The organism is bacterium, from assembly GCA_036504735.1.
In the GTDB taxonomy this organism is placed as follows: Bacteria; Electryoneota; RPQS01; order RPQS01; family RPQS01; genus DASXUQ01.
On the sequence record DASXUQ010000005.1, the window covers coordinates 593,912 to 617,742 of the forward strand.

The 23,831-nt window shown below is 58.5% G+C and carries 22 protein-coding genes, 1 tRNA gene and 1 other RNA gene; 8 read left to right on the top strand and 16 right to left on the bottom strand.

Features of this window, described 5'->3' with window-relative positions:
• Positions 1-18: 18 nt before the first annotated feature.
• From VGL38_04260 to VGL38_04335, 16 genes are all read right to left on the bottom strand, one after another.
• Positions 19-1,509, bottom strand: coding sequence for a leucyl aminopeptidase (locus tag VGL38_04260; GenBank protein ID HEY3294626.1), 1,491 nt, complete (start codon positions 1,507-1,509; stop codon positions 19-21).
• Positions 1,506-1,886: an aspartate 1-decarboxylase gene (gene panD, locus VGL38_04265; GenBank protein ID HEY3294627.1), complete on the bottom strand. Its 381-nt coding sequence runs from the start codon at positions 1,884-1,886 to the stop codon at positions 1,506-1,508. The genes VGL38_04260 and panD overlap by 4 nt, the downstream gene beginning before the upstream one ends.
• On the bottom strand, positions 1,883-2,914 hold the full coding sequence (locus tag VGL38_04270) for a nitronate monooxygenase (protein ID HEY3294628.1): 1,032 nt from the start codon (positions 2,912-2,914) through the stop codon (positions 1,883-1,885). Before VGL38_04270 ends, panD begins: the two co-directional genes overlap by 4 nt.
• Positions 2,915-2,979: 65 nt before the next feature.
• The gene (locus VGL38_04275) at positions 2,980-3,591 is read right to left on the bottom strand and encodes an NADH-quinone oxidoreductase subunit I (protein ID HEY3294629.1); all 612 of its coding nucleotides are present in this window, start codon (positions 3,589-3,591) and stop codon (positions 2,980-2,982) included.
• 36 nt (positions 3,592-3,627) lie between these two features.
• Positions 3,628-4,731 carry a complex I subunit 1 family protein gene (locus VGL38_04280; GenBank protein HEY3294630.1) on the bottom strand — a complete coding sequence of 368 codons (1,104 nt, stop codon included), beginning with the start codon at positions 4,729-4,731 and terminating at the stop codon, positions 3,628-3,630.
• Between the two features lie 36 nt (positions 4,732-4,767).
• A complete protein-coding gene (locus tag VGL38_04285) occupies positions 4,768-6,450 on the bottom strand; it encodes a molybdopterin-dependent oxidoreductase (GenBank protein ID HEY3294631.1) in 1,683 nt (560 codons plus the stop codon).
• Between the two features lie 48 nt (positions 6,451-6,498).
• The gene (nuoF, locus tag VGL38_04290) at positions 6,499-7,770 is read right to left on the bottom strand and encodes an NADH-quinone oxidoreductase subunit NuoF (protein HEY3294632.1); all 1,272 of its coding nucleotides are present in this window, start codon (positions 7,768-7,770) and stop codon (positions 6,499-6,501) included.
• Positions 7,767-8,309: an NAD(P)H-dependent oxidoreductase subunit E gene (locus VGL38_04295; GenBank protein ID HEY3294633.1), complete on the bottom strand. Its 543-nt coding sequence runs from the start codon at positions 8,307-8,309 to the stop codon at positions 7,767-7,769. Before VGL38_04295 ends, nuoF begins: the two co-directional genes overlap by 4 nt.
• 56 nt (positions 8,310-8,365) lie before the next feature.
• A complete protein-coding gene (locus tag VGL38_04300; GenBank protein HEY3294634.1) occupies positions 8,366-9,697 on the bottom strand; it encodes an NADH-quinone oxidoreductase subunit D in 1,332 nt (443 codons plus the stop codon).
• A gap of 31 nt (positions 9,698-9,728) precedes the next feature.
• Positions 9,729-11,477, bottom strand: a complete 1,749-nt coding sequence (locus VGL38_04305) for a hypothetical protein (protein HEY3294635.1) — start codon at positions 11,475-11,477, stop codon at positions 9,729-9,731.
• Positions 11,478-11,567: 90 nt separating this feature from the next.
• Positions 11,568-12,050, bottom strand: a complete 483-nt coding sequence (locus VGL38_04310) for an NADH-quinone oxidoreductase subunit C (protein HEY3294636.1) — start codon at positions 12,048-12,050, stop codon at positions 11,568-11,570.
• Positions 12,047-12,550, bottom strand: coding sequence for an NADH-quinone oxidoreductase subunit NuoB (nuoB, locus tag VGL38_04315; GenBank protein HEY3294637.1), 504 nt, complete (start codon positions 12,548-12,550; stop codon positions 12,047-12,049). The genes VGL38_04310 and nuoB overlap by 4 nt, the downstream gene beginning before the upstream one ends.
• 4 nt (positions 12,551-12,554) lie before the next feature.
• Positions 12,555-12,926, bottom strand: a complete 372-nt coding sequence (locus tag VGL38_04320) for an NADH-quinone oxidoreductase subunit A (protein HEY3294638.1) — start codon at positions 12,924-12,926, stop codon at positions 12,555-12,557.
• Positions 12,923-13,381, bottom strand: coding sequence for a hypothetical protein (locus VGL38_04325; protein HEY3294639.1), 459 nt, complete (start codon positions 13,379-13,381; stop codon positions 12,923-12,925). The genes VGL38_04320 and VGL38_04325 overlap by 4 nt, the downstream gene beginning before the upstream one ends.
• A 419-nt stretch (positions 13,382-13,800) precedes the next feature.
• Complete coding sequence (locus VGL38_04330) at positions 13,801-15,786, bottom strand: DUF3857 domain-containing protein (protein HEY3294640.1); 1,986 nt, start codon at positions 15,784-15,786, stop codon at positions 13,801-13,803.
• Between the two features lie 148 nt (positions 15,787-15,934).
• On the bottom strand, positions 15,935-17,554 hold the full coding sequence (locus VGL38_04335; protein HEY3294641.1) for a T9SS type A sorting domain-containing protein: 1,620 nt from the start codon (positions 17,552-17,554) through the stop codon (positions 15,935-15,937).
• Positions 17,555-18,014: 460 nt separating this feature from the next.
• Between VGL38_04335 and VGL38_04340 the strand changes: the two genes are divergently transcribed.
• From VGL38_04340 to thpR, 8 genes are all read left to right on the top strand, one after another.
• Positions 18,015-18,087: transfer RNA gene (locus tag VGL38_04340), tRNA-Ala, on the top strand.
• A gap of 47 nt (positions 18,088-18,134) precedes the next feature.
• Positions 18,135-18,234: signal recognition particle sRNA small type (gene ffs, locus VGL38_04345), an RNA gene on the top strand.
• A 209-nt stretch (positions 18,235-18,443) separates the two neighbouring features.
• A complete protein-coding gene (dnaX, locus tag VGL38_04350) occupies positions 18,444-20,189 on the top strand; it encodes a DNA polymerase III subunit gamma/tau (GenBank protein HEY3294642.1) in 1,746 nt (581 codons plus the stop codon).
• Positions 20,190-20,198: 9 nt separating this feature from the next.
• A complete protein-coding gene (gene recR / locus VGL38_04355; protein HEY3294643.1) occupies positions 20,199-20,807 on the top strand; it encodes a recombination mediator RecR in 609 nt (202 codons plus the stop codon).
• A gap of 75 nt (positions 20,808-20,882) precedes the next feature.
• Positions 20,883-21,467 carry a CDP-alcohol phosphatidyltransferase family protein gene (locus VGL38_04360; GenBank protein ID HEY3294644.1) on the top strand — a complete coding sequence of 195 codons (585 nt, stop codon included), beginning with the start codon at positions 20,883-20,885 and terminating at the stop codon, positions 21,465-21,467.
• On the top strand, positions 21,464-21,982 hold the full coding sequence (locus tag VGL38_04365; GenBank protein ID HEY3294645.1) for a phosphatidylglycerophosphatase A: 519 nt from the start codon (positions 21,464-21,466) through the stop codon (positions 21,980-21,982). The genes VGL38_04360 and VGL38_04365 overlap by 4 nt, the downstream gene beginning before the upstream one ends.
• Positions 21,979-23,253: a competence/damage-inducible protein A gene (locus VGL38_04370; GenBank protein HEY3294646.1), complete on the top strand. Its 1,275-nt coding sequence runs from the start codon at positions 21,979-21,981 to the stop codon at positions 23,251-23,253. Before VGL38_04365 ends, VGL38_04370 begins: the two co-directional genes overlap by 4 nt.
• Positions 23,253-23,831, top strand: coding sequence for an RNA 2',3'-cyclic phosphodiesterase (thpR, locus tag VGL38_04375; GenBank protein ID HEY3294647.1), 579 nt, complete (start codon positions 23,253-23,255; stop codon positions 23,829-23,831). Before VGL38_04370 ends, thpR begins: the two co-directional genes overlap by 1 nt.

Sequence of the window (23,831 nt, forward strand, 5' to 3'; positions counted from 1 at the left end):
CAGCTCGAGTCGTGATTCCTACTTCGTCCCCGTCACCAGTTCCAACATTGTCCTCACCGCAGAACCCGAAGCCGTGGCCTTGGGTTGGATGGAGGAAACAACGCCGGGGAAAGCCGTGGGGGCGATGTCGATGTGAACCCACGGGGTGTCGTCGACGAACTCTTTGAGGAACGCCGCCGCCGTGCAGGAGCCGCCCCAGCGATGGCCGGGAACATTGCGAAGCTGCGCGACGTCGCCTTTCATCTCCTGGCCGTATTCATCGAACAGCGGCATGTGCCACTGGCGCTCGCCCGCGCGATCCGCCGCGCTCATCACCGTCTGCCGCCAGTGATCGTCATTGGAGAACACCGCGTCCGCATAGTGCCCAAGGGCCACCACGGCCGCTCCGGTGAGCGTGGCGACGTCCACCATGCCGTTGGGCTTGTACTTGTCCACGGTGTAAGCCAGCGCGTCGGCCAGCACGAGGCGGCCTTCCGCATCGGTGTTGCCGATCTCAACCGTTTTGCCGTTGTAAGCCGTGTAGATATCCGAGGGCCGGTAGGCATCGGGGCCGATGGCATTTTCCACCGCGCCGATCACACCGATCACGCGCACATCCGGCTTCAACTCCGCCACGCCATTCATGGCCGCCAGCACCGCCGCTGCGCCGCACATATCGGACTTCATCTCTTCCATCGAGGCAACCTTGATATTCAGGCCGCCCGAATCGAACACCAGTCCCTTGCCGACAAAGGCATAGGTCTTTTTTGCGCCGCGCGGATTCCATTCCATGATGATCAGCTTGGGCGGCATGGCGCTGCCCTTGGCCACAGCCAGCAGCAGATTCATTCCCAGCCGCTGCATCTGCGGACGTTCCAGCACGGTTACCTTCAACCCCCGCGCCGAGAGCTTGCGGGCCTCACGCGCCAGATAATCCGTCGTCACCACATTGGCCGGCTCCGTACCCCACTGCCGCGCCAGATTCATGCAGCGCGCGATTTCCGCATGCCGCTTGATGACCTTGTCCGCCGCCTTCTTGCGCGATTCTGTCGCGTAATAGACCGTGACCGTGTTCAGGTCCTTGACCTCTTTGGGCGGAATTTTCTTGTAGCTGTCGAAGCGCCAGTTGCCGAGCACCACGCCTTCGGCCAGAGCATGCGTCACCTGCTCGACGCTCAGATCATCGGCCAGTTTATCTTCGCTGACCAGCGCCATGGTCTTGGCGCCGTGGTCGCGCCCGTTGCGCACGGCGGCTCCGGCGGCCAGGCGCAGCGTCTGCCACTGAAAATCCTTGCGCGAGCCCAAGCCGAGCAGAATCACCATCGGCGACGAGGCGCGGTCGGTGTAATGGCGCACCGTTTCTTCCTTCTTACCGGCGAACTTCGACGCGGCGATCAGCCGCGTGATTTCATTCACCGTCGCGCGATTCAGCGACGGCAAGCGCGGCGAGCGCACTTCATCATCGAACAGGAATACGGCAATCGCGTCGGGCGCGGCCGATACCGAATCGAAAGCAGTCGAAATTTTCATGATTTGCTCCGCAGGCTATGACGAATCGTCTTGACCGGCTGATTTTTTTCGTCCACCATAATCACGGTGGAGCGGTGGGACGCGATCTCGTCTTCGTTGACCTGCACATAGGTGACGATGATCACGCGATCTCCCTTTTGCGCGAGGCGCGCCGCCGCGCCATTCAGGCCAATCATGCCCGAGCCGCGCCGTCCGGGAATCGCATAGGTATCCAGCCGCTGTCCGCTGTTGACGTTGTAGATATGAATGCGCTCGAAGGGTAAAATGTTCGCCGCGTCGAGCAGATTCTGATCAATGGCGCAGGAGCCTTCGTAATCCAGATTGCATTGGGTAATGCGCACCAGATGAAGTTTTCCGCCCATGACTTCCCGTATCATGCGTTTCTCCTCAATTCACCGGACACTTCGGCCAGGTCCTCCGCCAATCCTCCGTGGCCGCACATCTCTCTTAGCGTCCGGCGGTATTCATTCAAAAGTCTTTCCACCACATCGGCGACGGGGAGCACATCGTGGATCAGTCCCACGCTCATCCCGGCCTCAAACTGGCCTTCTTCCCAATCGCCTTCGAAAATTCCCCGGCGCTCGCGCTTCTGTCCGTCGAGCAGCGCGCGCATTTCGTCTGCCGTGGCACCGTGCTTCTCCAGATCCGCTGTCTTCAGCGCAAAGGGATTCTTGATCATTCGCACCGGAGCCAGCGCCTTCATGGATAATACCGTATCGGCTTCGCCCGCCTGAACCACCGCCTGCTTAAACCGTTCGGACGATGATGATTCTGCGGTGGCCGCGAATCGCGTGCCGATCTGCACACCTTCGGCGCCCAGCGCCATTGCCGCTGCCATGGTGCGTCCGTCGGCGATACCGCCCGCGGCCATCAGCGGAATCTTGATGGCATCGCGCACCTGCGGAATCAACACAAAGGTCGGAATCTCATCCACCCCGTTGTGGCCGCCCGCTTCGGTTCCTTCGGCCACCACGGCATCTACGCCGCGATCTTCGGCTTTGCGGGCCAGTTTGGCGGAAGGCACCACGTGCGTTACCACCATGCCCGCGTCTTTGAGCTTCTGCGTGTAGAGCGCAGGATTGCCCGCCGAAGTGAAGATAATCTTCACCCCTTCCTCGATGCAGACATTCAGCAGATCGTCCACGTCCTTGCGCTGCAGCGGCACGTTGACACCGTAAGAAAACTCGTCGCCCAGCGCACTCTTCGTCTTCTGCAAATGTTCCCGCAAAAGATCCGGTTTCATGGAACCCGCGCCGACCAGCCCGAGGCAGCCCGCCTTCGAACAGGCCACGCAGAGTTTCCAGCCGGAGGTCCAGACCATTCCCGCCTGAATAATGGGGTAACGAATGCTGTAGAGTTCAGTAATGCGGTTGATCATGGCAACGTGCGGGGTATTCCTTTTCATGCGACAGCCGCACGGCATCTGATCCGCACGGCCGCCATAAATTCTTCAGTGCCGGACGCGAGCGCTCAATGCGCCCCATGCCCCTTGGCAAGCTTCAGCAGGTTGATCCGGTGCACGGGCGCGCCTTCCAGCTCTCCGGGATACTGCTCGTGCGTAGTCAGTTCGGGCTTGTCGCTCAGCAGGAACTCCCGGTCCAAAAAGAGGTCCGTGCGGGCATAAGCGCCGAGTTCGAGTATCCCCGTGTCCATGCGAATCGCGTCTTCCGGGCAGGCTTCCACGCACAAACCGCAGAAGCAGCAGCGCAGCAGGTCAATCTCGAACGCAACGGGATACTTTTCGATGCGGCCATCGGAGGTCTCGCCGGGGGTGATGTAGATGCAGCGGTCCGGGCAAGCCGTCTCGCACATCATGCAGGCCACGCAGCGCGGGCTTCCGTCGGGACGGAGCATCAGCCGGTGCAGGCCGCGCCAGCGCGGCGAGACGAAGCGGCGCTCTTCGGGATACTGAATGGTCACCGCCGGCGCCTTGGTCTTCATGCCCAACGTCCGTCCTACATGGCGGAAGAAGTTGGTGAAGAAATGGCGGAAGGTAATGGCCAGTCCCTTGACCGCTTCGGGGTAATATGTTTTCTGCCAGAACGTCAGATCAATCTGGCGAACCGGTTTTACATCAATCATGGATAGCAGATTTCTCTGTTTGCGTCACGTCAACAACTACTTCAGAAGCATCAGCACCAGACCGGTGATGCCGATATTGAGCAGGGCCACGGGCATCATTTCCCGCCAGGACACGCGCATCAGTTGGTCGTAGCGGAAGCGCGGGAAGGTCCAGCGGATCTGCATTTGCAGGAACATCAGAATCCCAACCTTCAGCGTGAACGCGATGACGCGCAGCGCGACCACAAGCCACTCGGCGACGGGCACGTACGCCCCGCCGGGGAAGTGGAAGCCCGGGCCGCCCATATTTTCCATGCCGCCGTACAGGAACGGAATCTGATAGCCGCCGAAAAACACCGTTGCCAGCACAGCGGCAAGGACGACGATTTCGGCGAATTCACCGAGGAAGAACATGCCCCAGCGCATGCCGGAATACTCCGTGGCAAAGCCGATGATCTCGGATTCGCCTTCGGGAAGGTCAAACGGCGCGCGCTTGGTTTCGGCCATTGCCGCGGGCAGGAACAGCAGGAAAGCCAGCGGCTGCACGAAAATGCCCCACTTGGGCAGCCATCCCCACAGCAGCAGATTCTGCTCGGCAACCATTTTGCCCGGATCGAGAGTTCCGTACACCAGCACCGGGCCGATCAGGCACAGACCGAGGATAATTTCATAGGAGATCATCTGGGCCGAGGCGCGCATGCCGCCGATCAGCGAATACTTATTATTGGACGCCCAACCTGCCAGCATAACGCCGTACACCGCAATGGAACCGAACGCCAGCACAAACAGCAGTCCAACGTCAAGGCTCAGAATCTGTAAATTGACCTGCTCACCGGCGATCATTACCGGCGGCCCGAAGGGCAGCACGGCAAAGGTCAGAAACACGGGCAGCATGGCGAACACCGGCGCAATCGCATGCAGGAAGCGCATGCTCTTGGGTGGCAAGAAATCTTCTTTGAAGATGAGCTTCAGGGCATCGGCGAGGGAGTTGATGATTCCCCACAGTCGTATACCCAGAATAGACGCGCGGTTGGCGCCGATCCGATCGGACATCAACGCGCTCTGCTTGCGCTCGGCCCACGTCAGAAGAAACGCGCCGGTCATGATGCCGGCGAAAACGACGGCGACCTTTATTACGATGATCAGAATGGCAACCAGCATCCATGCTCCGAAGCTTGCGTTCTATTCACGTTGGTCTCAGTAAGCCGGCAGCGGCTTGGACGATTGCACCTTACGATACGCGGGCTCGGGAACCCCGGCCAGCATTTTGCCCGAATTCCCCAAGCCTTCCCACGTCAAACCCTTGAATGACGGAACAGAATTGCCCATAGCGTCAAAGACATCGGCAGCGGACGCATACTTCCATGGAATTCCGAGCAACTGTGCGAGATCCTGCCAGATGCTCCATTCATCCCGGGCCTGACCGCGCGGTTCGAAGGGCTTGGCGGTCTTCTGGACGCGGCCTTCGAAATTGGTGTAACTGGCCTCGCGTTCGGCGGACATGGCCAGCGGAATCACATCGTCCGCAACCGGCACCGTACCGTTTTCATGCGTGCCCAGATATAAAATGTAATCGCAACGCTGATCGAGCTTGGCCAGTTCCTTCGGGCCCATCAGGCGCGACAGGTCATGATGCACCACAATCAGCACGTCGTAGTCGCCATCCAGCGCGCCGCTTAGAATATCGTCGCCGGACATGCCGCCGTTCTTGCCCGAATGGAATCCGAATTCCTCTGCTCCGCGCCGGTTCGGCGTGAGGTCGGCTTTCATCAGGATCTCGTCCTGCTTGCCCGTCTCCTCTTTGCTCACGTTGATGTCAATCGTGTCCACTTTCAAGGTGTCCACAAACAGACTCTTGAGCAGGAAAAGATCCTCGTTTGACGAGTGCGGGCTGGCGATGACGGCCACCGATTTCGGCCCGTTTTTGGAAACCGCCGCTTTAATTTTTGCCGCAGCGCGCTGCAGCACAAGATCGACGGTCAGTGCGCCCTGTCCGTTCGTCTCGCTGCGCGTGTGCGGGGCGGTCAGACGGTCCGGTGCATCGACGGCATGATAACCGTAACGGCCCCGGTCGCACATCCACCACTCATTGACCATCCGGTTATAGCGCGGCTTCAGGCGCTGAATCCGCCGCTGCGGATCTTTGTAGCGCCGTTCGATTTCCCAATCGATGTTGATGTTGCAGCCGCGCGAGCAGCCGGTGCAGACGGACGGTGTGCGCTCCATGTACCACACGCGGCGCTTGAAACGGAAATCCTTATCCGTCAGCGCACCCACCGGACACAGATCCACCACGTTGCCGGAGTAATCGTTCTCCAGCCGCTTCCCGGGGGGATTCATCAGTTCCGACTGCATGCCGTGGCCGAAAATGCCCAGTTCATCCACGCCGGCGACTTCCCGGCAGAAGCGCACACAGCGCGAGCAGAGGACGCACCGTTCGCTGTCCAGCACCACGGTCGGACCCACGTCATGCACCTTGTGCTTGTGGATCTTGTCCAGCAAATTGACGCGGCTGTCGTGGAGGCCATAACGCATGTAGTAGTTCTGCAGATCGCACTCGCCGGCGTCATCACAGATCGGGCAGTCCAGCGGGTGATTCTGCAGCAGGAATTCCAGCGCCGAGGCGCGCAGCGTATGCACCTTCTCGGAAGTGGTGATCACCTTCATGCCGTCGGCGGCCGGAGTATTACACCCCAGCACGACGCTCGTGCGGCCATTCTGCTCCATCTCTACCTGGCACATGCGGCAGGAGCCGACCACCGTCAGTCCCGGATGGTAGCAATAGGTGGGGATCTCGATGTTCAGCAGTTTGGCCGCTTCCACGAGATTGGTTCCCGCCGGAACTTCTACCGGTTTACCGTCTATTTCTATCTTGGGCATTACCGTTCTTCGATAAGAATTGCAGGCCGCCACGCGGGCCGCCCTACCCTACTCTTTTACCAGTGCGTCGAACTCGTGACGGAACTTGGTGACATAGCTCTTGGTCGGCCAGGCCACGGCTTGACCGAGCGCGCAGATTGTCTTGCCATCGATATTGTCGGCGATCTGGAACAGATCATCCACGTCGCGTTTGCGGCCCCGGCCTTCCAGAATCCGCGTAACCAGTCTGAGAATCCATCCGGTGCCCTCGCGGCACGGCGTACACTGACCGCAGCTTTCGTGCGCGTAGAATCGTGCCATCCACAGCGTCAGACGCGGAATGGATACAGACTCGTCAATGGCCATCACCGCCGCGCTGCCCAGCATCGAACCCGCTGCCGCCACCGATTCGAAATCCAATTTCAGATTCTCGCATTCTTCGGCCTTGAGAATGTGCGACGACGACCCACCGGGAATCAACGCTTTCAATTTGCGGTTGCCGCAGATGCCGCCGCCCAAATCATAGAGCAGCGTTTGGAGCGGAGTGCCCATCGGCAGTTCATACACGCCCGGATTCTTCACGCATCCCGAAAGCGAAAACAGCCCGGTGCCGCCGTTCTTGGGAGATCCCATCCCGGCAAAGGCTTCGGCCCCGATTTCGAAAATGCGCGGCACAAAGGACAGTGTTTCCACGTTGTTCACGATGGTCGGCTTGCCCCACAGACCGATCGCCGCAGGGTAAAATGGCGGCTTCAGACGCGGCCAGCCTTTCTTCCCCTCCAGCGACTCGATCAGACCGGTCTCTTCGCCGCAGATATACTGCCCGGCTCCGGTCGCCAGTTGCACGTCGCAGGACCAGCCGGTGCCGAGAATATTCTGCCCGATCAGCCCCTTGGCGCGGGCCTCGGCAATAGCCTGCTCCATCACGCGCCACGGATAGAAATATTCGCCGCGAATATAGATGTAAATCCGTTCCGCCTGCACGGCAAAAGCGCAGATCAACGCCCCTTCGAGCAGCAGATGCGGATCATATTCGAGGATCAAACGGTCCTTGCACGTTCCCGGTTCGGACTCATCGGCATTGACGCAAACGTAACGGGGAAATTTGTCTTTGGGGACAAAGCTCCACTTCATGCCCGCCGAGAATCCCGCACCGCCGTGGCCCCGCAGACCGGAGGCCTTCACCAGCGCCGTCACATCTTCCGGCTTCATCGCCACGGCGCGTTTGAGCATTTCGTAGGCGCCGCGCTTCATGGCGGACTCGATGCCGGTTTGACCGGGGAGGCCGAAATTCCGGGACAGGAACCGCACGCCGCCGCTGACATTGGGTGTCGCGCTCATTGTCCCGCCTTCTCTCCGACATTGCCGCGCAGCGGCGTCGGCTGATCGGCCATCACGGGCTTGCCCGCGCGGAAACCGTCGATAATCTGGTCAAGGCGCGCGGGCGTCAATTGGTAATACTGTTCCTCGTTCACGATCATCATGGGCGCCCAGGCACAGCCGCCGAGACACTCCACGTAGCTCAGCGTGAACATTCCGTCCGTCGTCGTCTCACCGTTCCGAATGCCAAGTTTCTTCTCGATGTGAGCCTGCAGGTCTTCCGCACCCGCGAGGCAGCATGCGATGTTATGGCAAAACTGAATGTGATACTTTCCGACCGGAGTGGTGCGGAACATGGAGTAAAACGTCAGCACTTCCCGCACCTTGACAAGGCTCACGCCCACGATGTCGGCAACCCACCGCTCCGCCTCGGGAGTGATGCAGCCGAATTCGCGCTGTGCCTCGAACATGACGGGAATGAGCGCCGCTTCGCGGTGTTCAGGTGGGTAGCGGAGAAAGATACTCTCCGCCTTCTGCACCAGGGATTCAGAAATGTTCATCGCTTAAGGGTATCGCTTCATGGCGGACCGGCTCATGACGAGCCTTCCGTCCTCGCTCAGTGATCTAACTCGCCGCCGATCATGTTCACCGACCCGAAGGTCGGGACAATATCGGCCACCATATAGCCGTTGATCTGCTCGGGCAGCGCCGCCACGAAATTGTAGCACGGCGGCCGCACGCGCACGCGCCACGGCATATCATTGCACCCGTCCTGCGCGTTCGGATCCGGATGGCTCACCACATAAAACCCCAATTCGCCGTTGCCGCCTTCCACCGCAAAATAGGCTTCGCCTTCCGGAACGCGAATACCGTGGCCGTACATGATGAGCTTGAAATGGTTCATCAAGCCCTCGATGTTGCCGTAAGTATCCTTCTTCGCGGGCAGCACCACCTGCTTGTTGTTGGAATTCACCGGGCCTCCGGGAATCCGCGCCACGCACTGGTCGAGAATGTTGCAGGACTGCACCAGCTCTTCCATGCGCACAAGATAGCGGTCGAACACGTCGCCGTTACGGCCGACAGGCACGGTCCAGTCGAGCTGGTCGTAAATCAGGTACGGGAAATCCTTGCGGACGTCGTAGGCGACTCCGGTGGCCCGCAGCAGCGGCCCCGTCCAGCCCCAGGCAATCGCCCGCTCGGGAGACATCACGCCGATGCCCTGCGTGCGGTCTACGAAAATGCGCAGATTGGTCAGCATCGTGTCACACTCGGCCAGCACGGCGCGGGTCTCCTTGACCGCCCACGTCACCTTGTCCAGCCAGCCGTCGCGCAGATCAAACGGCATTCCGCCGACACGGCAGGCATTGGTGGTGACGCGCGCGCCGCAATAGTCTTCGAGCAACTCGTACATCCACTCGCGGGCCTTGATCAGATAGAGGAACACGGTAAACGCGCCGAGCTCCATCGCCTGCGCGCCGACACAGGTCAGGTGGTCCGAAATGCGGGAGATTTCCGAGAGCATCACGCGGATATACTGTCCTCGCGGCGGCAGCTCAATGCACAAGAGCTTCTCGACGGCCATGCAATAGCCGACATTGTTGATCACCGGGGACACGTAATTCAGCCGGTCCGTGTAGATCAGTGCCTGGTTCCAGGTGCAGTCCTCGGTGTGCTTCTCGAACGCGCGGTGCAGATAACCGATTTCCACTTCGGAATCCACCACCAATTCGCCCTGGAGCCGGGTGACAATGCGGATAATGCCGTGCATCGCGGGATGCGACGGCCCGACATTCAGCAGCATGTCCTGCGTCTGAAATTCGGGTTCCGCGGACGGAACCGCGGAGTCCACGTCGTAGGGTTCGACAAGGGGGCCGGTATGGGTCGTCATATCCTCTCGCACATCAAAGCTCACAAATGGTGACGGATCAAAGCCGTCCGGTTGTGTCACAAAATAGCTCCGCGCCGTGCGCGGGCGGCCATCACTCGGTCAATACAAGATTGTCGATGTACGTGCGGTTGCCCTGGTACGATCCCGATGTGCCCGCCGTGACGGTATAGACACTATTGGTCGTGTAATAGAAGTGCAACTGCGAACCGCGCAGCACGCCGTCAACGTACACGTCATACAGATCCGAATCGCAGTCGAAGTCTATCCGAACATGGTACCAGCGGTTCGTCACATAGGACTGAAGCTGCTGGCTCCCCGAATACGTGTAGGCGTAGATCGAATTGTCCTGGAACACCACGTAGGCCACAACGTTGCCGCTGGATGACGCCAATTCGAGATAGGCTCCATTTCCCTCGGTGCGGATGTCCGCCTCAAGGATTCCCCGGGTAACGGGATTGAACGCGCCGCTGCGGCTTTCGATATACGAGTATCCCGAATAGCTCGAATCCACAAACATGCAGGAGTGCGTGCCACCGGAAGAAAGACTGTTGATGGCAACGCGGCTGGGAGAGTAATAGCTCACGTTCCACAGCGTGCCGCCGCTGAACGATCCATATCCGTAGGATTCGAAGGTCTCCGAAAACAGCGGCGTGCGGGTCACGAGCAACGGCACCTGCTGTGTGGTCACGGCACCGATTTTGGCCCATACCGACGTCGAGCCGGCCCCGCCTGCTACAAAAACGCCGGGGGCGATAAACGTGCCTGCGATTCCCTCGGTGCTGATCCACTCGGCATAGGTGGTCAAATCCTGGGGCGCGGTGTGGCCTTCAATCACTCCCATGGCCGTGAAACGCAAGGTGTCGCCACGCCGCAGCGTGTCCGAGATCGACGACGGCGTAATGGAAAGCGAAACCACGTTCCACACCTGAGTGGACCATCCGGACGAACTCTGACCGTTCAAATCCACCCAGACATTGTAGGCTCCGGGAGCCACAGCGACAAATACTCCGTCCGAGATGTACGCCATGCGCCCCGGATCGGACGTCAACCAGTTCACCCGGTTGCCGACATCCAGCCGTCCGGATACCGACGTAACGGCCGATGCGCTGAAGCGCAGCGTATCCATCGGGAAATAGGGGCCGGTGCTGATCTCGCTGCACGACACAGAAAGCACGCTGTCTACAACAAGCACAACAGGCTCGGTGGACATGCCGGAGAGCGATGCCGACACGGTGGTAACTCCCGCATGAACTCCGCTCAGGGTTCGCGTGTCAATCGCATGTACCACCGAGGGGTCACTGAAATGCCAGCTTACGGGAATCCGCGACGGGACGGTTTGCGAGTAACCGTTGCTCAGCAGTACACTCAGCTCGATCCGGGTCGTGTCATTGCGGAACATCACCGGCACATCCGCCGTCATCGTAATCGCGTTGATGCTCTGAATGGTAAGCGAACGCTGCGCCAGCCAGCCTTCGGGGCTGGTGGCCATCACTTCACCCATTCCGGTGCGCTTGGCCCGCAGTACGCCAGCGGGCGTGATCGTTCCGAAACTTGAATCCGGCACCGACCAGACGACCCGATTGGTCCAGTTCTGCTCCGCGTAGTTGCCGTACGAGCTGTTTCCATACGAGGCAATCGCCCGCAGTGGGATGTCCACCCCGGTCACCAGCAGGCAGTCCGCGGTCGTCGAAATGTTCAGATCGCGAAATATGTTATCATTAGAATTCGTGTAAACCGTGATCTTGTCCGGATCCTGTTTACACCCCACCCCCACAAACCCCGAGATCACAGCGACCGCCAGAAAGAAAGCCACGCAACGTACGGAAGATCTGCAGCTCATGATCGGACCCTCTCAAAAGTAGTTTTCGAGCCTGCCAGCTATAATAGTGCAGCACATGCTTGAAAAGAGAGATGCGGCGGAGCCTGCAGGTCAGTCTTTAGGACCGATCAGCGGCTGGCGGCCGGTGCGGGGATAATCCTTGCGCAGGGGATGCCCTTCGAATTCTTCATAGAGCAGAATGCGCTTCAGATTGGGATGGTCGCGGAACGTGACCCCCATCAGGTCCCAGACTTCGCGTTCCAGCCAGTTGGCAATTGGCCAGAGCGGCGTTAGGCTTGGTACCTCCGGATGCAATTCATCCGATTGTACCTTCACGCGCAACCGCGCTTTGGTGTCGAGATTCATGAACTGATACACGACCTCAAAACGCGGCTTGCGCGGCAGATAATCCACCGCGGCAAGGTCCACCAGAAAATGGTAGCCCAATTCCGTCTTGAGCAGCCGGGCGATATCCAGAATGCGCTCGCCGTCCACTATCAGCGTACGGTCGCCATGCTGGGCATGCCAGTCCAGCACAGAACCCGGAAAGCGCTTGTCGATGGCCAGATGCTCGGGAAAGCGTTCGTCGCTCATGATCCCCACTCCTGCTTGGAGTCCTGGATCAGTGTCTGCAGTTTGAGCAGCCCGTCCAGCACGGCTTCGGGACGCGGAGGGCAGCCCGCAATGTATATGTCCACCGGAATAATCAGGTCAATCCCCTGCAACGTCGAATAGTCGTCATACGGTCCGCCGCAACTGGCGCAGGCGCCAAAGGCGATCACATATTTGGGATCCGCCATCTGATCATAGACGGTCTTGAGCAGCGGCGCCAGTTTCTGGCTCACGGTTCCGACCACCCACAGCACATCCGATTGCCGGGGGCTGAAACGGGGAAAGGCCGCGCCGAAGCGGTCGATATCATAATGCGAACAGGCCGTGGACATGAATTCCATGCCGCAGCAGGCCGTCACAAAGGGATATTGAAAGAGGGAATACTTGCGAGCCCAGCCCAGCAGCTTGTCAAACCGCGTGGTAAACACCTGCCCTTGAAGGGCCGCGCCGGGATCCGGGCTCTGACCGTTCGTGGTTAACATACGTCTATTTCCAGTCAAAGACCCGCTTTTTAACAGCGTAGTATAAACCCACCAGCAAAATGCTGAGGAAAATCATCATCGAGACGAAGCCTACCCCACCGAGGCTCTTGAAGCGCACTGCCCACGGATACAGGAAAGCCGTCTCGATATCGAACACGATGAACAGGATAGCCACAAGGTAGTATTTGATCGGGTACGGCCTCTGGGCTTCGGCTTCCACCAGAATGCCGCATTCGAACGGGCGGTCCTTTGTCGCATTCGGGCGTTTCGGTCCGAACCATTTGGAGAGTGCGACAAACATGCCGACCAGCCCCCCCGCCATGACCAGCAGGACAAGAAACGCAACAAGGTTGTTTTCTGAAATGGGCGGAGTCATGATGCACTCTTCCGTCGCTTAGTGTCTTGCTCCACAACCGGCTCGGGCTTTTCAATTCGGCTGGCAATCAACGGAATAAAGATAAGCTGCGCAATGATCCCCGGGATCGCCGGTGTTACCAGCACAGATAGATAGTAGCTGAAATTCTCCGCCGTGGCGAACACTGCCGAGGCGAGAATGTAGGCGCCGCGTCCAAGGACCATCGCCACCACCATCGCCAGCGCCATCGCCGCCATGCGGCTCTTGCGCGCGGCCAGTCCCGGCACCGTGGGCACTATCCGCAGCATAAAGGACGTGGCCAAACCGTAAACAGCCAGTTCCGGCATCATTCGCAGGACCTGTTCAATCGTTGGCTGCCCCGTAAAACCCGAAGACAACGCCGGTGCCATGATACCCACCAGCGCAGCATAAAGCGGGGAAAGCAGCATCCCGGCGAGAAATACGGAAAAGTGCATCGGCAGGAATGCCCGGGGGGACATGCCCAACGTGTGCACAATCAACGGGAGGACGATTCCCAGTCCGACACAAATCCCGGCAGTCCCAAGGGCTTCTACCCCTTTGGCCGGGACATACAGGATCGGAGCGGACTTGAGATCTCTTTCACTTACTCGTGCATTCAAGGGCGAACCATGTGCTTGAGCTATCTACGAAATTGAATGATGTGAACTTGTGATGGACGGTTCGTATCCCGAAGGGCTATGACAAACCGCAGTTTTGCAGGAAAAAGTAAACTACAGAGAAGTTTTCAGAATGTCAAGAGATTCTGGATCTACAAATCCGACACATGACGTGCAAAAGTCTATTATCAAACGAAAACCATTGCAGACCTGCTTGTCCGATTTAACCCACTCCCCACCCCTTTTGATCCCCAGCCCTAATGCCGCTTGTGCAGCTTTCCGGCGGGTTTCGGCTTGGCCTTGGCCAAAACCGGCGCAACCATGATCTGACGGTTCTTCTCGGCCTCCACAGCCTCGAACGCCGCGCGAACCGCCGGATAGTCGGCGACGGGGATCTGATCGGCCTTGACATGTACGGACTTTGTCCACTCCAAACCCTGCGGCAGAATACGTATGGAAAGTTCGATATAAACGTAAGGATTCTGGATAATCAGCGGAGGGGGCCATGAAATCAGCTTATAATCTTGCGGAACGGTGATTCCACACTCCGTGATAAACCGTCCGTGAACCGGAAATTCTGCCGGATAACGCCGCGCGACCGTCGTGTCCAGGCTGCAGTCCGCAAAGTCAAAGGGGCTGTCGGGTATCTGGAGAATCAGCCTGCCCGAATCCACATGGGACGCTCCCGGACAATCGAAATTAACACGCGTGGTCAGCGGCGTGACCATATCGGCCACATTGGACATGTAGAATTCGGTGACCCGGGCTTCCGAACCGAAGCGGCGCACGGTTCTCTGGGCATACTCGTTTCTGGCTTGATTCCCGGCATTCAGGAAGGCCTGGCGGACATGGGCCGCCGCATCGCCATGCGGGCTGCCTTCGGCAAATCCGGACAATCCCCCGGATGGATCCAGCGACGCGCGGATCTCTGTGCGCGTTGCCAGCGAGTCCCCGGTTTGCGGCACCTTCATAATCAGCGGCGTTCCTGCCACCAGGGCGCAACCCATTCCATAACTGCACGCATGCGGCAGATCACCCGGGGCATAAGATTCCGCCGCCGGATCCAGCCACAGGGTATCTTCCCCGCTGGGGACCGCCAGAATTACGTGGCGGAACTGCTCCAGCACCGGAAGCTGGCAAAAGGGAACATTCTCCATCGGCACAAACACCGGCACCGGATTATAGCCGTATGCGCGCAGAATGGCGGTCAGCAGCACCGCCTTGTCCACCGGTGTGGCATAGCGGGTTCGCCACACCCAATCGGCCGAGTGCAGCGTGAAGCCGGTGATATCCAGCGGCAGTTCTACCGCATGAACGTTCAGCAGATTCCACAGTGTGGCATTCATCAGCGCCGGAGTGCCGCGCAGTTCGGGTGACGTAATCAGAAAGAACCCGTCCACTGCCGCCAGCGAAGAATCCACCTTCCCCCAGAAGATGTCGCCGGTCCAGATTCCCAGGGCTTCCCAATCGGGAAACAGTGTCCACAGCAGTCGGGGCACCAGATTTGCCAGCCCGACCTCTTGCGGTTCGGGATCGACCTGCATGCAATCATGAAAGGTCCAGGCGTAGGTCCTGATGCCGTTTTCTTCCGAAATAGTTGGGAAGGCATCGCTGTTCTGCATGGCAAAGTGCACTATCGTGCCAATCGGGCACTTGATCACAAACTGCTTGTCCATGATGTGCACGTAGTCCCCAAACAACACGGTGCCGCCCTTGCGGGAAGGTTTTGCGCCAGGCTTGGGCTCAATCCGGTAGACCAGATGAGCCATCATGCCCGGCTGCAACTTAGGAAACAGCACGGTTTGCTGGCTGTAGCGGCTGTACGCCGGCGCTTTAGGCGCTTCCGGAACCACAGGCGTGTCAAACCCGTTGACCTCGGCGTTGCGCCACGTGCCGTCAAAAAGCCGTATGCGCGCAGACTCGATAATCACTGTGTCCGCATCTGTGTCCACATGGATAACGCGCCGCTGCAAACTGTCCGCGCCGCGCTGGTCCAGCGCCTTGCAGAGCAGTTCGCGCCGGGTGTGGAACCGCCCTAACGAGTCGATCTGCAGGGATTCCATATCCGAGAGCACCACAATCGACGCCGCCATCCCAGCGGTAGAATCGTCATTTCGCGAAGGACTCGCGCCGCTTGCAGCAGGCGATGCATGCAGGGGCACAGCAAACGCAAAGGCTCCAATCATCAAGAGCCTTGCAAGAGCGCGCCGCAGGTAGGTCAAACCTTTAAAAATCTTCGTCACCTCAGGTCAGATAGCCGCGCTAAAGTAACGACTTTTTGAGTATAAATCAAGTCAAATGACAAAGCTACGCCACTTGGACGCAAAAGAAGCGGCCCTCCGGAGACTGTCCGAAGGGCCGAAAGTGCGAAGAAACGGTATGAGACGCCGGTTACTTTGCCAAAACCATTTTCCGGGTCTGGGTAAAGGAACCTGTGGTCAGCTTATAGAAATAGATTCCGGACGGCAAGTTAGCCGCATTGAACGTTACGGTATGTTCGCCGGCGGACATCGCGCCGTCAGCCAGCGTCGCCACTTCATGCCCGGTAATATCGAACACTTTCAGTGTCGTATGGCCGTTTTCAACGAGTGAGAAGCGAATGGACGTTTCAGGATTGAACGGATTCGGATAGTTCGCCGCCAGTTCATAGTTCAGCGATGCCGCTGAAGCCGCAGGCAGCGTGGCTGTGCGCTGCATGTCGCGATGAATCGTGCGCGTGCCGTTGAGGTCCACATCCACCAGACGGTAGGTATTCGCCACTCCGCGCAGTGCGGTTTCGTCCACAGCGTGGTAGCTTTGACCCGTGGCGTTGTTCGCCGCGGCAACGATTGTCAGGACGGAAAAGGCTGCGCCGTTTTGGCTGCGTTCGATTTCCCAGCGGCTGATATTGCTTTCCGACACAGAACGCCAGGTCAGCTCGATGCGATGGTCACCGATGCTGGCATCAAACGACGCCAGTTCCGCCGCCAGCCAACTGTCACCGGGGATAACACGGTCGACACACAGGCTGCAACGGTTTACGGTTACTACCCGCTGATTGGAGTAGCCTTCGCACGGCGTAATCGTCTTCAACCACGCGCCGTTGGTGCAGACCTGAAACTGAATATCCGCGTGGGAACCGAGCGGCTGAGTAATGTAAGCATGAACCTGTCCTGCGGCATCGGTGAAGGCTTCGCTGATATTCAGGTTACCCGCGCTGGCAGACATCAGCAGCTTTACTCCGCTGAGAGCGGTATTGCCCACCGCAGATGCATTCGCGCCGCGCAGCAACTGGACGGTCACGGGAACGCGCACCACATCCGAGACCGAGTCCCGCACTCCGACAATCACGTTCAACTGGTCATCGCACAGCGCCACATTTTTGGGCAGGCCGTCAATGGTACCCAGCGCATCCACGATCCGCGCATTGGCGGCATCGTTCACATCCGGCACCGAATTGTAGACCGTGTTCACATAAGGATACACCGGCATGTCCCCGTTGGGATAGCCGCGCCCGCCGTTAATCGTGTACCACGGCGCACCGGATGTAGGGCTGGCGGGCCGTTGATCATTGGTCATCTTCCAGAGGGAGAGCTGCATGATCTGATCTTCGATGGCGCTGGTCGCCGGATGCCACGCCAACAGATACGCCATGGCCGGATACTGCTCCGGATAGGCGGCCCGCACCGGCAGGTCCTCGATGTCCGCGCAATACGCGCCGTGCTGCAAGGCATGGTCAAGATCTATACAATATCCGAACAGCGTGTCGCCGGTCTGGCAAGAACTGGTCAGCATGTAGCCGGTCATATAATAGGTGCCGCTGCCGCCCGGCCAGGTCTCGGATCCGCTGTAGGTTCCGTAGGTGAAACCCAGGAAGTTGAAGGTGCATTCTTCGTCAAGACTGGACGACGAGCGAACCGGACCCGCAACGCGCGGCATATCCTCTGCGCTGCCCACGAGGGCGGCGGCTTGAAGACTTCCGGCGATTGCAAACACGCACAGCACAAGCGTCAAACCCAATAGCTTTTTCATCGAAGCATCTCCTTGGCATCCGTTCGGTTTGTGCACGAATTCCATCTATGATTATCCATCAGATCGAGTCTCCATAAAAGCGGTCCGATGTACAGACCGGAGGCGCAGCCACATTAGATTAGGAGGCGTGGGTTGGGTCAGTGTCATTTCACCATGCTTCTCTATTCAGCATGGGATGAAGCACAACCCACCCTATTTAGGCTACTTACACACGTTACCATTCCAAATTCGACTTCGTTACAATATACACATAAAAGCTTCGAGCGTCAAGTTAGATATAGTTGAAGGATAGATGGGGCAACACTATTTTGGGATATATAATTCTTTATTTAACAATACATATATAGTAAGCATAGTTTCACGTTCCGTAGTTCTAAGTAGTTGTTAATTTGTGCGGCATGGATAGACGGTACAGGGACTTGACTTTGCCAATCGGTTTGAATATCTTTAGGATTCTTTAGGGCCAGTAGCTCAGTTGGGAGAGCACCACGTTCGCAACGTGGGGGTCGGCGGTTCGAGCCCGCTCTGGTCCACGTCCGCACTTCTTCGAAGTCTCGGATAATTTTCGCTGGAAAGGTGTCGCCGGGTCCCGCGCAAGGGTTGTGTGCCCAACCCCGCCAGGACCGGAAGGTAGCAACGGTCAGCAATTCGACTCTGTGTTGCGGATCAGCCTGGCGATTCCTTTCCAGCGATAATTTTGCCCTGAAAATGAACATTTGGTCAAGTTATGACCATGCAGTTCATACTAATTTTTAAGCACTTACCAATGCCGTTGCCCCACAAATTCTCTCGCAACCGAGTTGACTTTGCGGAGTAAAAGGGGTATCTTACCTTGTTAAATTGATCCGGTTTTGCAATGGTTTTGATACCTGCTCTGTAGCTTGCACCTATGTCTTACCAAGTGCTTGCCCGCCGCTGGAGACCCAAGAAATTCTCCGATGTGGTTGGTCAGGAACATGTTACGCGCACCATTCAGAATGCCCTGAAACAGGGACGTCTGGCGCACGCCTTTTTGTTTACCGGCCCCCGCGGAGTCGGCAAAACCTCTACGGCCCGTATTCTTGCCCGCGCCGTCAATTGCCCGAATATCGACCTCACGGGTGACGCGGAGCCGTGTAACGTCTGCGAAACCTGTCGGGCGCTGTTCGAAGACCGCGAGATGGACGTCATCGAAATGGACGCGGCGTCCTACAACGGTGTGGATGACATCCGGCGCATCAACGACATCTGCCGTCTTGGACCGGTTGCCGGCAAGCGGAAAATCTATATTATCGACGAAGTCCACATGCTGTCCAAGCCGGCCTTCAACGCCTTCCTGAAGACGCTTGAAGAGCCACCGGAACATGTGATCTTTATTCTCGCGACCACCGACGTGCACAAGGTCCCCGCGACCATTCTCTCCCGTGTGCAGCGGTTCGACTTCCGCCCGGTTCAACCGGCAGACGTTGCACCCTATTTAGGAAAGATCTGTGCGTCGGAAGGCTGGGCGTATGACGAAGAGGCCCTGTGGCTGGTAGCCCGTCGCGGCGAAGGCTCGCTGAGAGATGCTGAAGGTCTGCTTGATCAGGTCGTCTCTTTTGCGGGAAATCAGGTCACACTGGAAGCCACGCGCGAAGTGCTGGGCATCCTCCCCACGGAGCTGCTTGGTCAGGCAACGGCACTGATTGCCGGACACAACGTTGCCGCGGTTCCGGAATTTCTGGAGCATCTTGCGCTGCGCGGCGTGGACTACACCGAACTGTTGAAATCGCTGCAAGGCTACTGGATGGATCAGATCTTCCTCAAAGAAGAACTGAAACTGACAGGCAAGACCGAAGAAGAACTCAGCGCCATGCGCCAGGCGGCAGCCAATCTGTCGATTGAAGACCTGTTCCGCCTGATCCGTCTGGCGGAGAATCTGGAAAATGCCCTGCGCTGGTCGACCTCGCCGCGTGTCCGCTTTGAAATATCTTTTTTGCGCTGGGCCACGCTTGACCGCTCGGTGACGATTCGCGAACTTTTGGACCGGCTGGACAGCGGTGCGGATTTCCCCATGCCGACTCCGGTTGCCGCTACACCACAGTCTGCAGCCACTCGGGGACCCACCATCCAACTGCCATCCACTCCGGCACCCAAGCCTCCGATGGAAGCTCCGGTGAAGAGCGTGAGCACTCCGCCGCCCGCCCCGCCACCTCCTGCCCCGGAAGCAGAACCGGAGCCGGAAGCGCCCAAGGTCGCCAGCGTTCCGGAAGGCGACCTCTCGCTGGATAGCCTGCGCCAGATGTGGCCGGATATCATGAAAGTACTGCGCAAGAAGGATCCCGTCGCCGCTGGAGTCGGCGAAAGTTCCTGGGCGCTGGATGCTTTTGATGGAAAGAAACTGACGCTCTGCAGCAAGATTGCGAATTCCTTTGCCACAGAGCAGTTGAAGAGAAGTTTTCCCAATCTAAGGCTGGCGATCAACGAGGTGACGGGCCGCGACCTGATGCTGGTCGCGGGACCTCCCTTGCAACAGCCTGCCTCTGAACCGGCCGTTAAGCCGACGCCGATTGCCGATGCAACACCACCGACCGAAGGCAGTGACCTGTTTGCGAACGTCATGAACCGTTTCGGCGGCATCGAGATCAAGCCCGGCACGACGCGCGAACCGAAATAAGATTACCCCATGGATGTAGCCCGTTTCTCACCGTCGCTCGAGCGACTGGTTGAACTGATATCCAAACTGCCCGGTCTGGGACGCAAGTCCGCCGCGCGGCTTGCCCTCCATATTCTGCGCCACTCCGAAGATGAGGCCGAGGCTCTGGCTCAGGCAATTCTCGACGTCAAGCGCCGTGTACACCTCTGCCGTGTCTGCTCCAACTTCACCGAAGGCGAGATCTGTTCCATCTGCGCGGATCCCAAGCGTGATCAGTCCGTAATCTGCGTGGTGGAGACTCCCAGTGACGTGCTGCGGCTCGAAAAATCCGGCGCGTTCCGCGGCCTCTATCATGTACTGGGGGGAACACTGTCTCCGCTGGATGGCATTGGACCCGACGACCTGCGTATTGCCGAACTCACACAGCGCACCAAGGACGAAGCCGTGCGGGAAGTCATCCTCGCTACCAATCCGACCACCGATGGCGACGCTACCGCGCTGTATCTGGTGCGGGCACTGAAGTCAAACGGTTTGGCCGTCTCGCGAATTGCCCGCGGCGTGCCGGTCGGCGCAGAACTTGAGCACGTCGACGAGGTCACCATCGCCAGCGCCATGGAGTCCCGCACCCGTCTTTCCTAACCTCTTCGCTCGCGGCTTATGCCGCGAGCCGTACGTAATCCACGAACCGCAATTTATCTCCGAAGGCGACCACTCGTGATACCCGGTTTCAATCTCGCGAATCAACTCACGCTCTCTCGGCTTTTTCTGGGTCCGCTCTTCCTGGTGGCCTTCCTGAGCAAGTGGGACTTTTCGATGGAGGCCGCGTTGTTCGTGGCCATTTTGATCGAGGCATCGGACGTCGCCGACGGAATTCTCGCCCGCTCCCGCAAGCAGGTCTCAGACGTCGGCAAACTGCTCGACCCGATGAGCGACTCCATTGCCCGGCTAACGTATTACATCGGTTTTCTGGTGATGGGCCTGGCCTCGGCCTGGATGATTGTGATCCTCATTTACCGCGATGTAATGATTGCCTATGTGCGCGTCTTCTCGGCGTTAACGGGGACGGCCATGGGGCGGCGGACTTCGGGCAAATGGAAAGGCATTCTGCAAGGGGCCAATGCCCTCGTGATTCTCGCGCTGCTGATTGTGGATCGCCGCATTATCGAAATTCCGTGGCTGAACCGGATCATTTACGGTCTGATGGTCTTCATCACCGCCTACACCGTCTTCTCCTGGATCGAATATCTGCGGGGGAACAAGGAGTTGCTGCTGGAAATCCGCCGCCGGGGCGCGGCGTGAGCAAACTGTCGTGGCCGGAAATGCTGGCAGTGACCGTGTTCGGCACGGGTTTCTCGCCCATCGCACCGGCAACCGTGGCATCGGCGGCAACGTGCGTGATCTTCTGGTTTATTCCGGCGGCGCTCCGCTGGCCGTGGGCCCTGCTGCTCTTCCCGGCGACCTACGGCGGAATTCTATTGTCCACGCGGGCGATCCACGCGTTCGACGTGATCACCGATTCACGCTTCCAGAAACTGCGCCGACCCAATCCGCACAAGGAAGACCCCGATCAGGTTGTCATCGACGAATTTGTCGGTCAATGGATTGCTCTGCTTGCCGTGCCGCACAACATCCTCGGATTCACCGCCGCCTTCATTGCCTTCCGCGTTCTGGACATTGTCAAGCCATTCGGTATCGAAGCTACCCAGAAACTTAAGGGCGGCTGGGGCATCATGATCGATGATGTCCTTGCGGGAATCGGCAGCGCCCTGCTTCTGCTGCTGGCCTCCAAACTGGTAACGGTCCTGCTGCCTTGAGCACCTCCCCCACATCCTCCCCACGCTTCCGCTGCGAACTGATTACCGTTGGTGATGAGGTGTTGCGCGGGGATATTGTCAACGGCAACGCCGCTTACATCGGTCGCGCGCTCTCCGCTATCGGTTTTCCACCGAGTTGGTCCAGCGTGATCGCCGACAAGATGGATGTGATCAAGAGCGCACTGCAAACGGCTCTGTCGCGGGCGCACGTGATTGTGCTGACCGGCGGCTTGGGACCGACTCCCGATGATTTGACCAGAGATGCGGTCGCGCAGTTTTTTGATCTGCCGCTTCAGGAAGATCCGGTGCTGCTCGAGCATGTTGAGGCCCTGTTCCGCTCCCGTGGAATGGTCATGCCCGAGACGTCGCGCAACCAGAGTCTCTTCCCCATTGGCGCCAGCAAACTGCCGAATCCCCACGGCACCGCCGCCGGGATTCATATCGAGCGCGATGGGCGTCATGTGTTTTGTCTGCCGGGTGTGGCGATTGAAGCCCAGCAGATGACGGATGAATCCGTTGTGCCGATTGTCCGTGAAATATTTCCCGACGTACAGGTGTTTACCAAAACGCTGCGTCTGGCGGGCATCGGCGAATCGCACTTAATGCAGCAGGTCGGCAGACAGGAAGAAATCTGCGCACACGTGTCTGTAGCCTACCTGCCGCATCATGGACTATTGGATTTGCGGCTGACGGCTCACTCCACGGACAGGCTGGAAGCGGAAGCACAAATTGCCTTTGCCGAGGCGATTATCCGTGAGCACGTGTGGGAGCATATTTACGCCACGGGTTCGGCCAAGCTCGGCGCGGTTATCGGCAATATTCTGATCAATCGCGGTCAGAAACTGGCAGTTGCCGAAAGCTGCACCGGAGGGTTGGTGTCGGATATGATCACAGATATTCCCGGATCCTCTCGCTGGTTTGATCGCGGTTGGATCACCTATTCCAACGCCGCGAAAACAGGGAACATTTGTGTAGATGAGGAGTTAATTATCCGGCACGGGGCCGTGTCGGAAGAAGTCGCCTGCGCTATGGCGCAAGGTGCTCGAACAAACGCCGAAACTTCGTGGGGTATATCCACCACCGGAATCGCCGGACCTGACGGCGGGACAGCCAGTAAGCCGGTCGGTACGGTGTGGATTGCCGTTTCATCGGAGTCCGGCGCGCACGCCCGGCTGCTGCAACTTTCCGGCCTGCGCGAGACCATCAAACTCCGCACCGCACACTCGGTTCTTTATCTGCTTTACCGCAACCTGATGGGGTACACAGACTGATGCGGCTCTTCATTGCCATCGGTCTGCCGGATGCGTGGAAGCAGATCCTTGCGCTGCCCGAGTCCAGCATTGGCTGGCTGGGACGCGGCGTAAAATGGGTGGAACCGCGCGGGATGCACCTGACGCTGAGGTTTCTCGGTGAAGTGCCCGACAACGAGCTTTCCGCACTCCAGTCTGCCATTACCGAGGCCATCGGCGACACTGCGCCCTTCGCCATGCGCATTCATGGAACCGGAGTATTTCCCAATGCCCGGCGGCCACGGGTGTACTGGGCGGGGATCGAAGCACCGGGCACGCTGATCGAGATGCAGAAACGCATCGAAGAGCGCATGCAGGACCTTGACTTCGAAAAGGAAGAGAATCCGTTCCGGCCACATCTGACGCTTGCGCGTATCAAAGAGCCGATTGGCAAGGAACGCATGACGGAAGCCTTGTTGAACTTCCGCCTCGAAAGCGACCCCATCAACGTCACTGAAGTGCTTCTGATGCAAAGCCATCTCTCCAAAGACGGCGCGCAGTACGAAGCCATCCGGCATTTCCCGCTGACCGGCGGGCAAACGCAAATCAACCCGAGATAA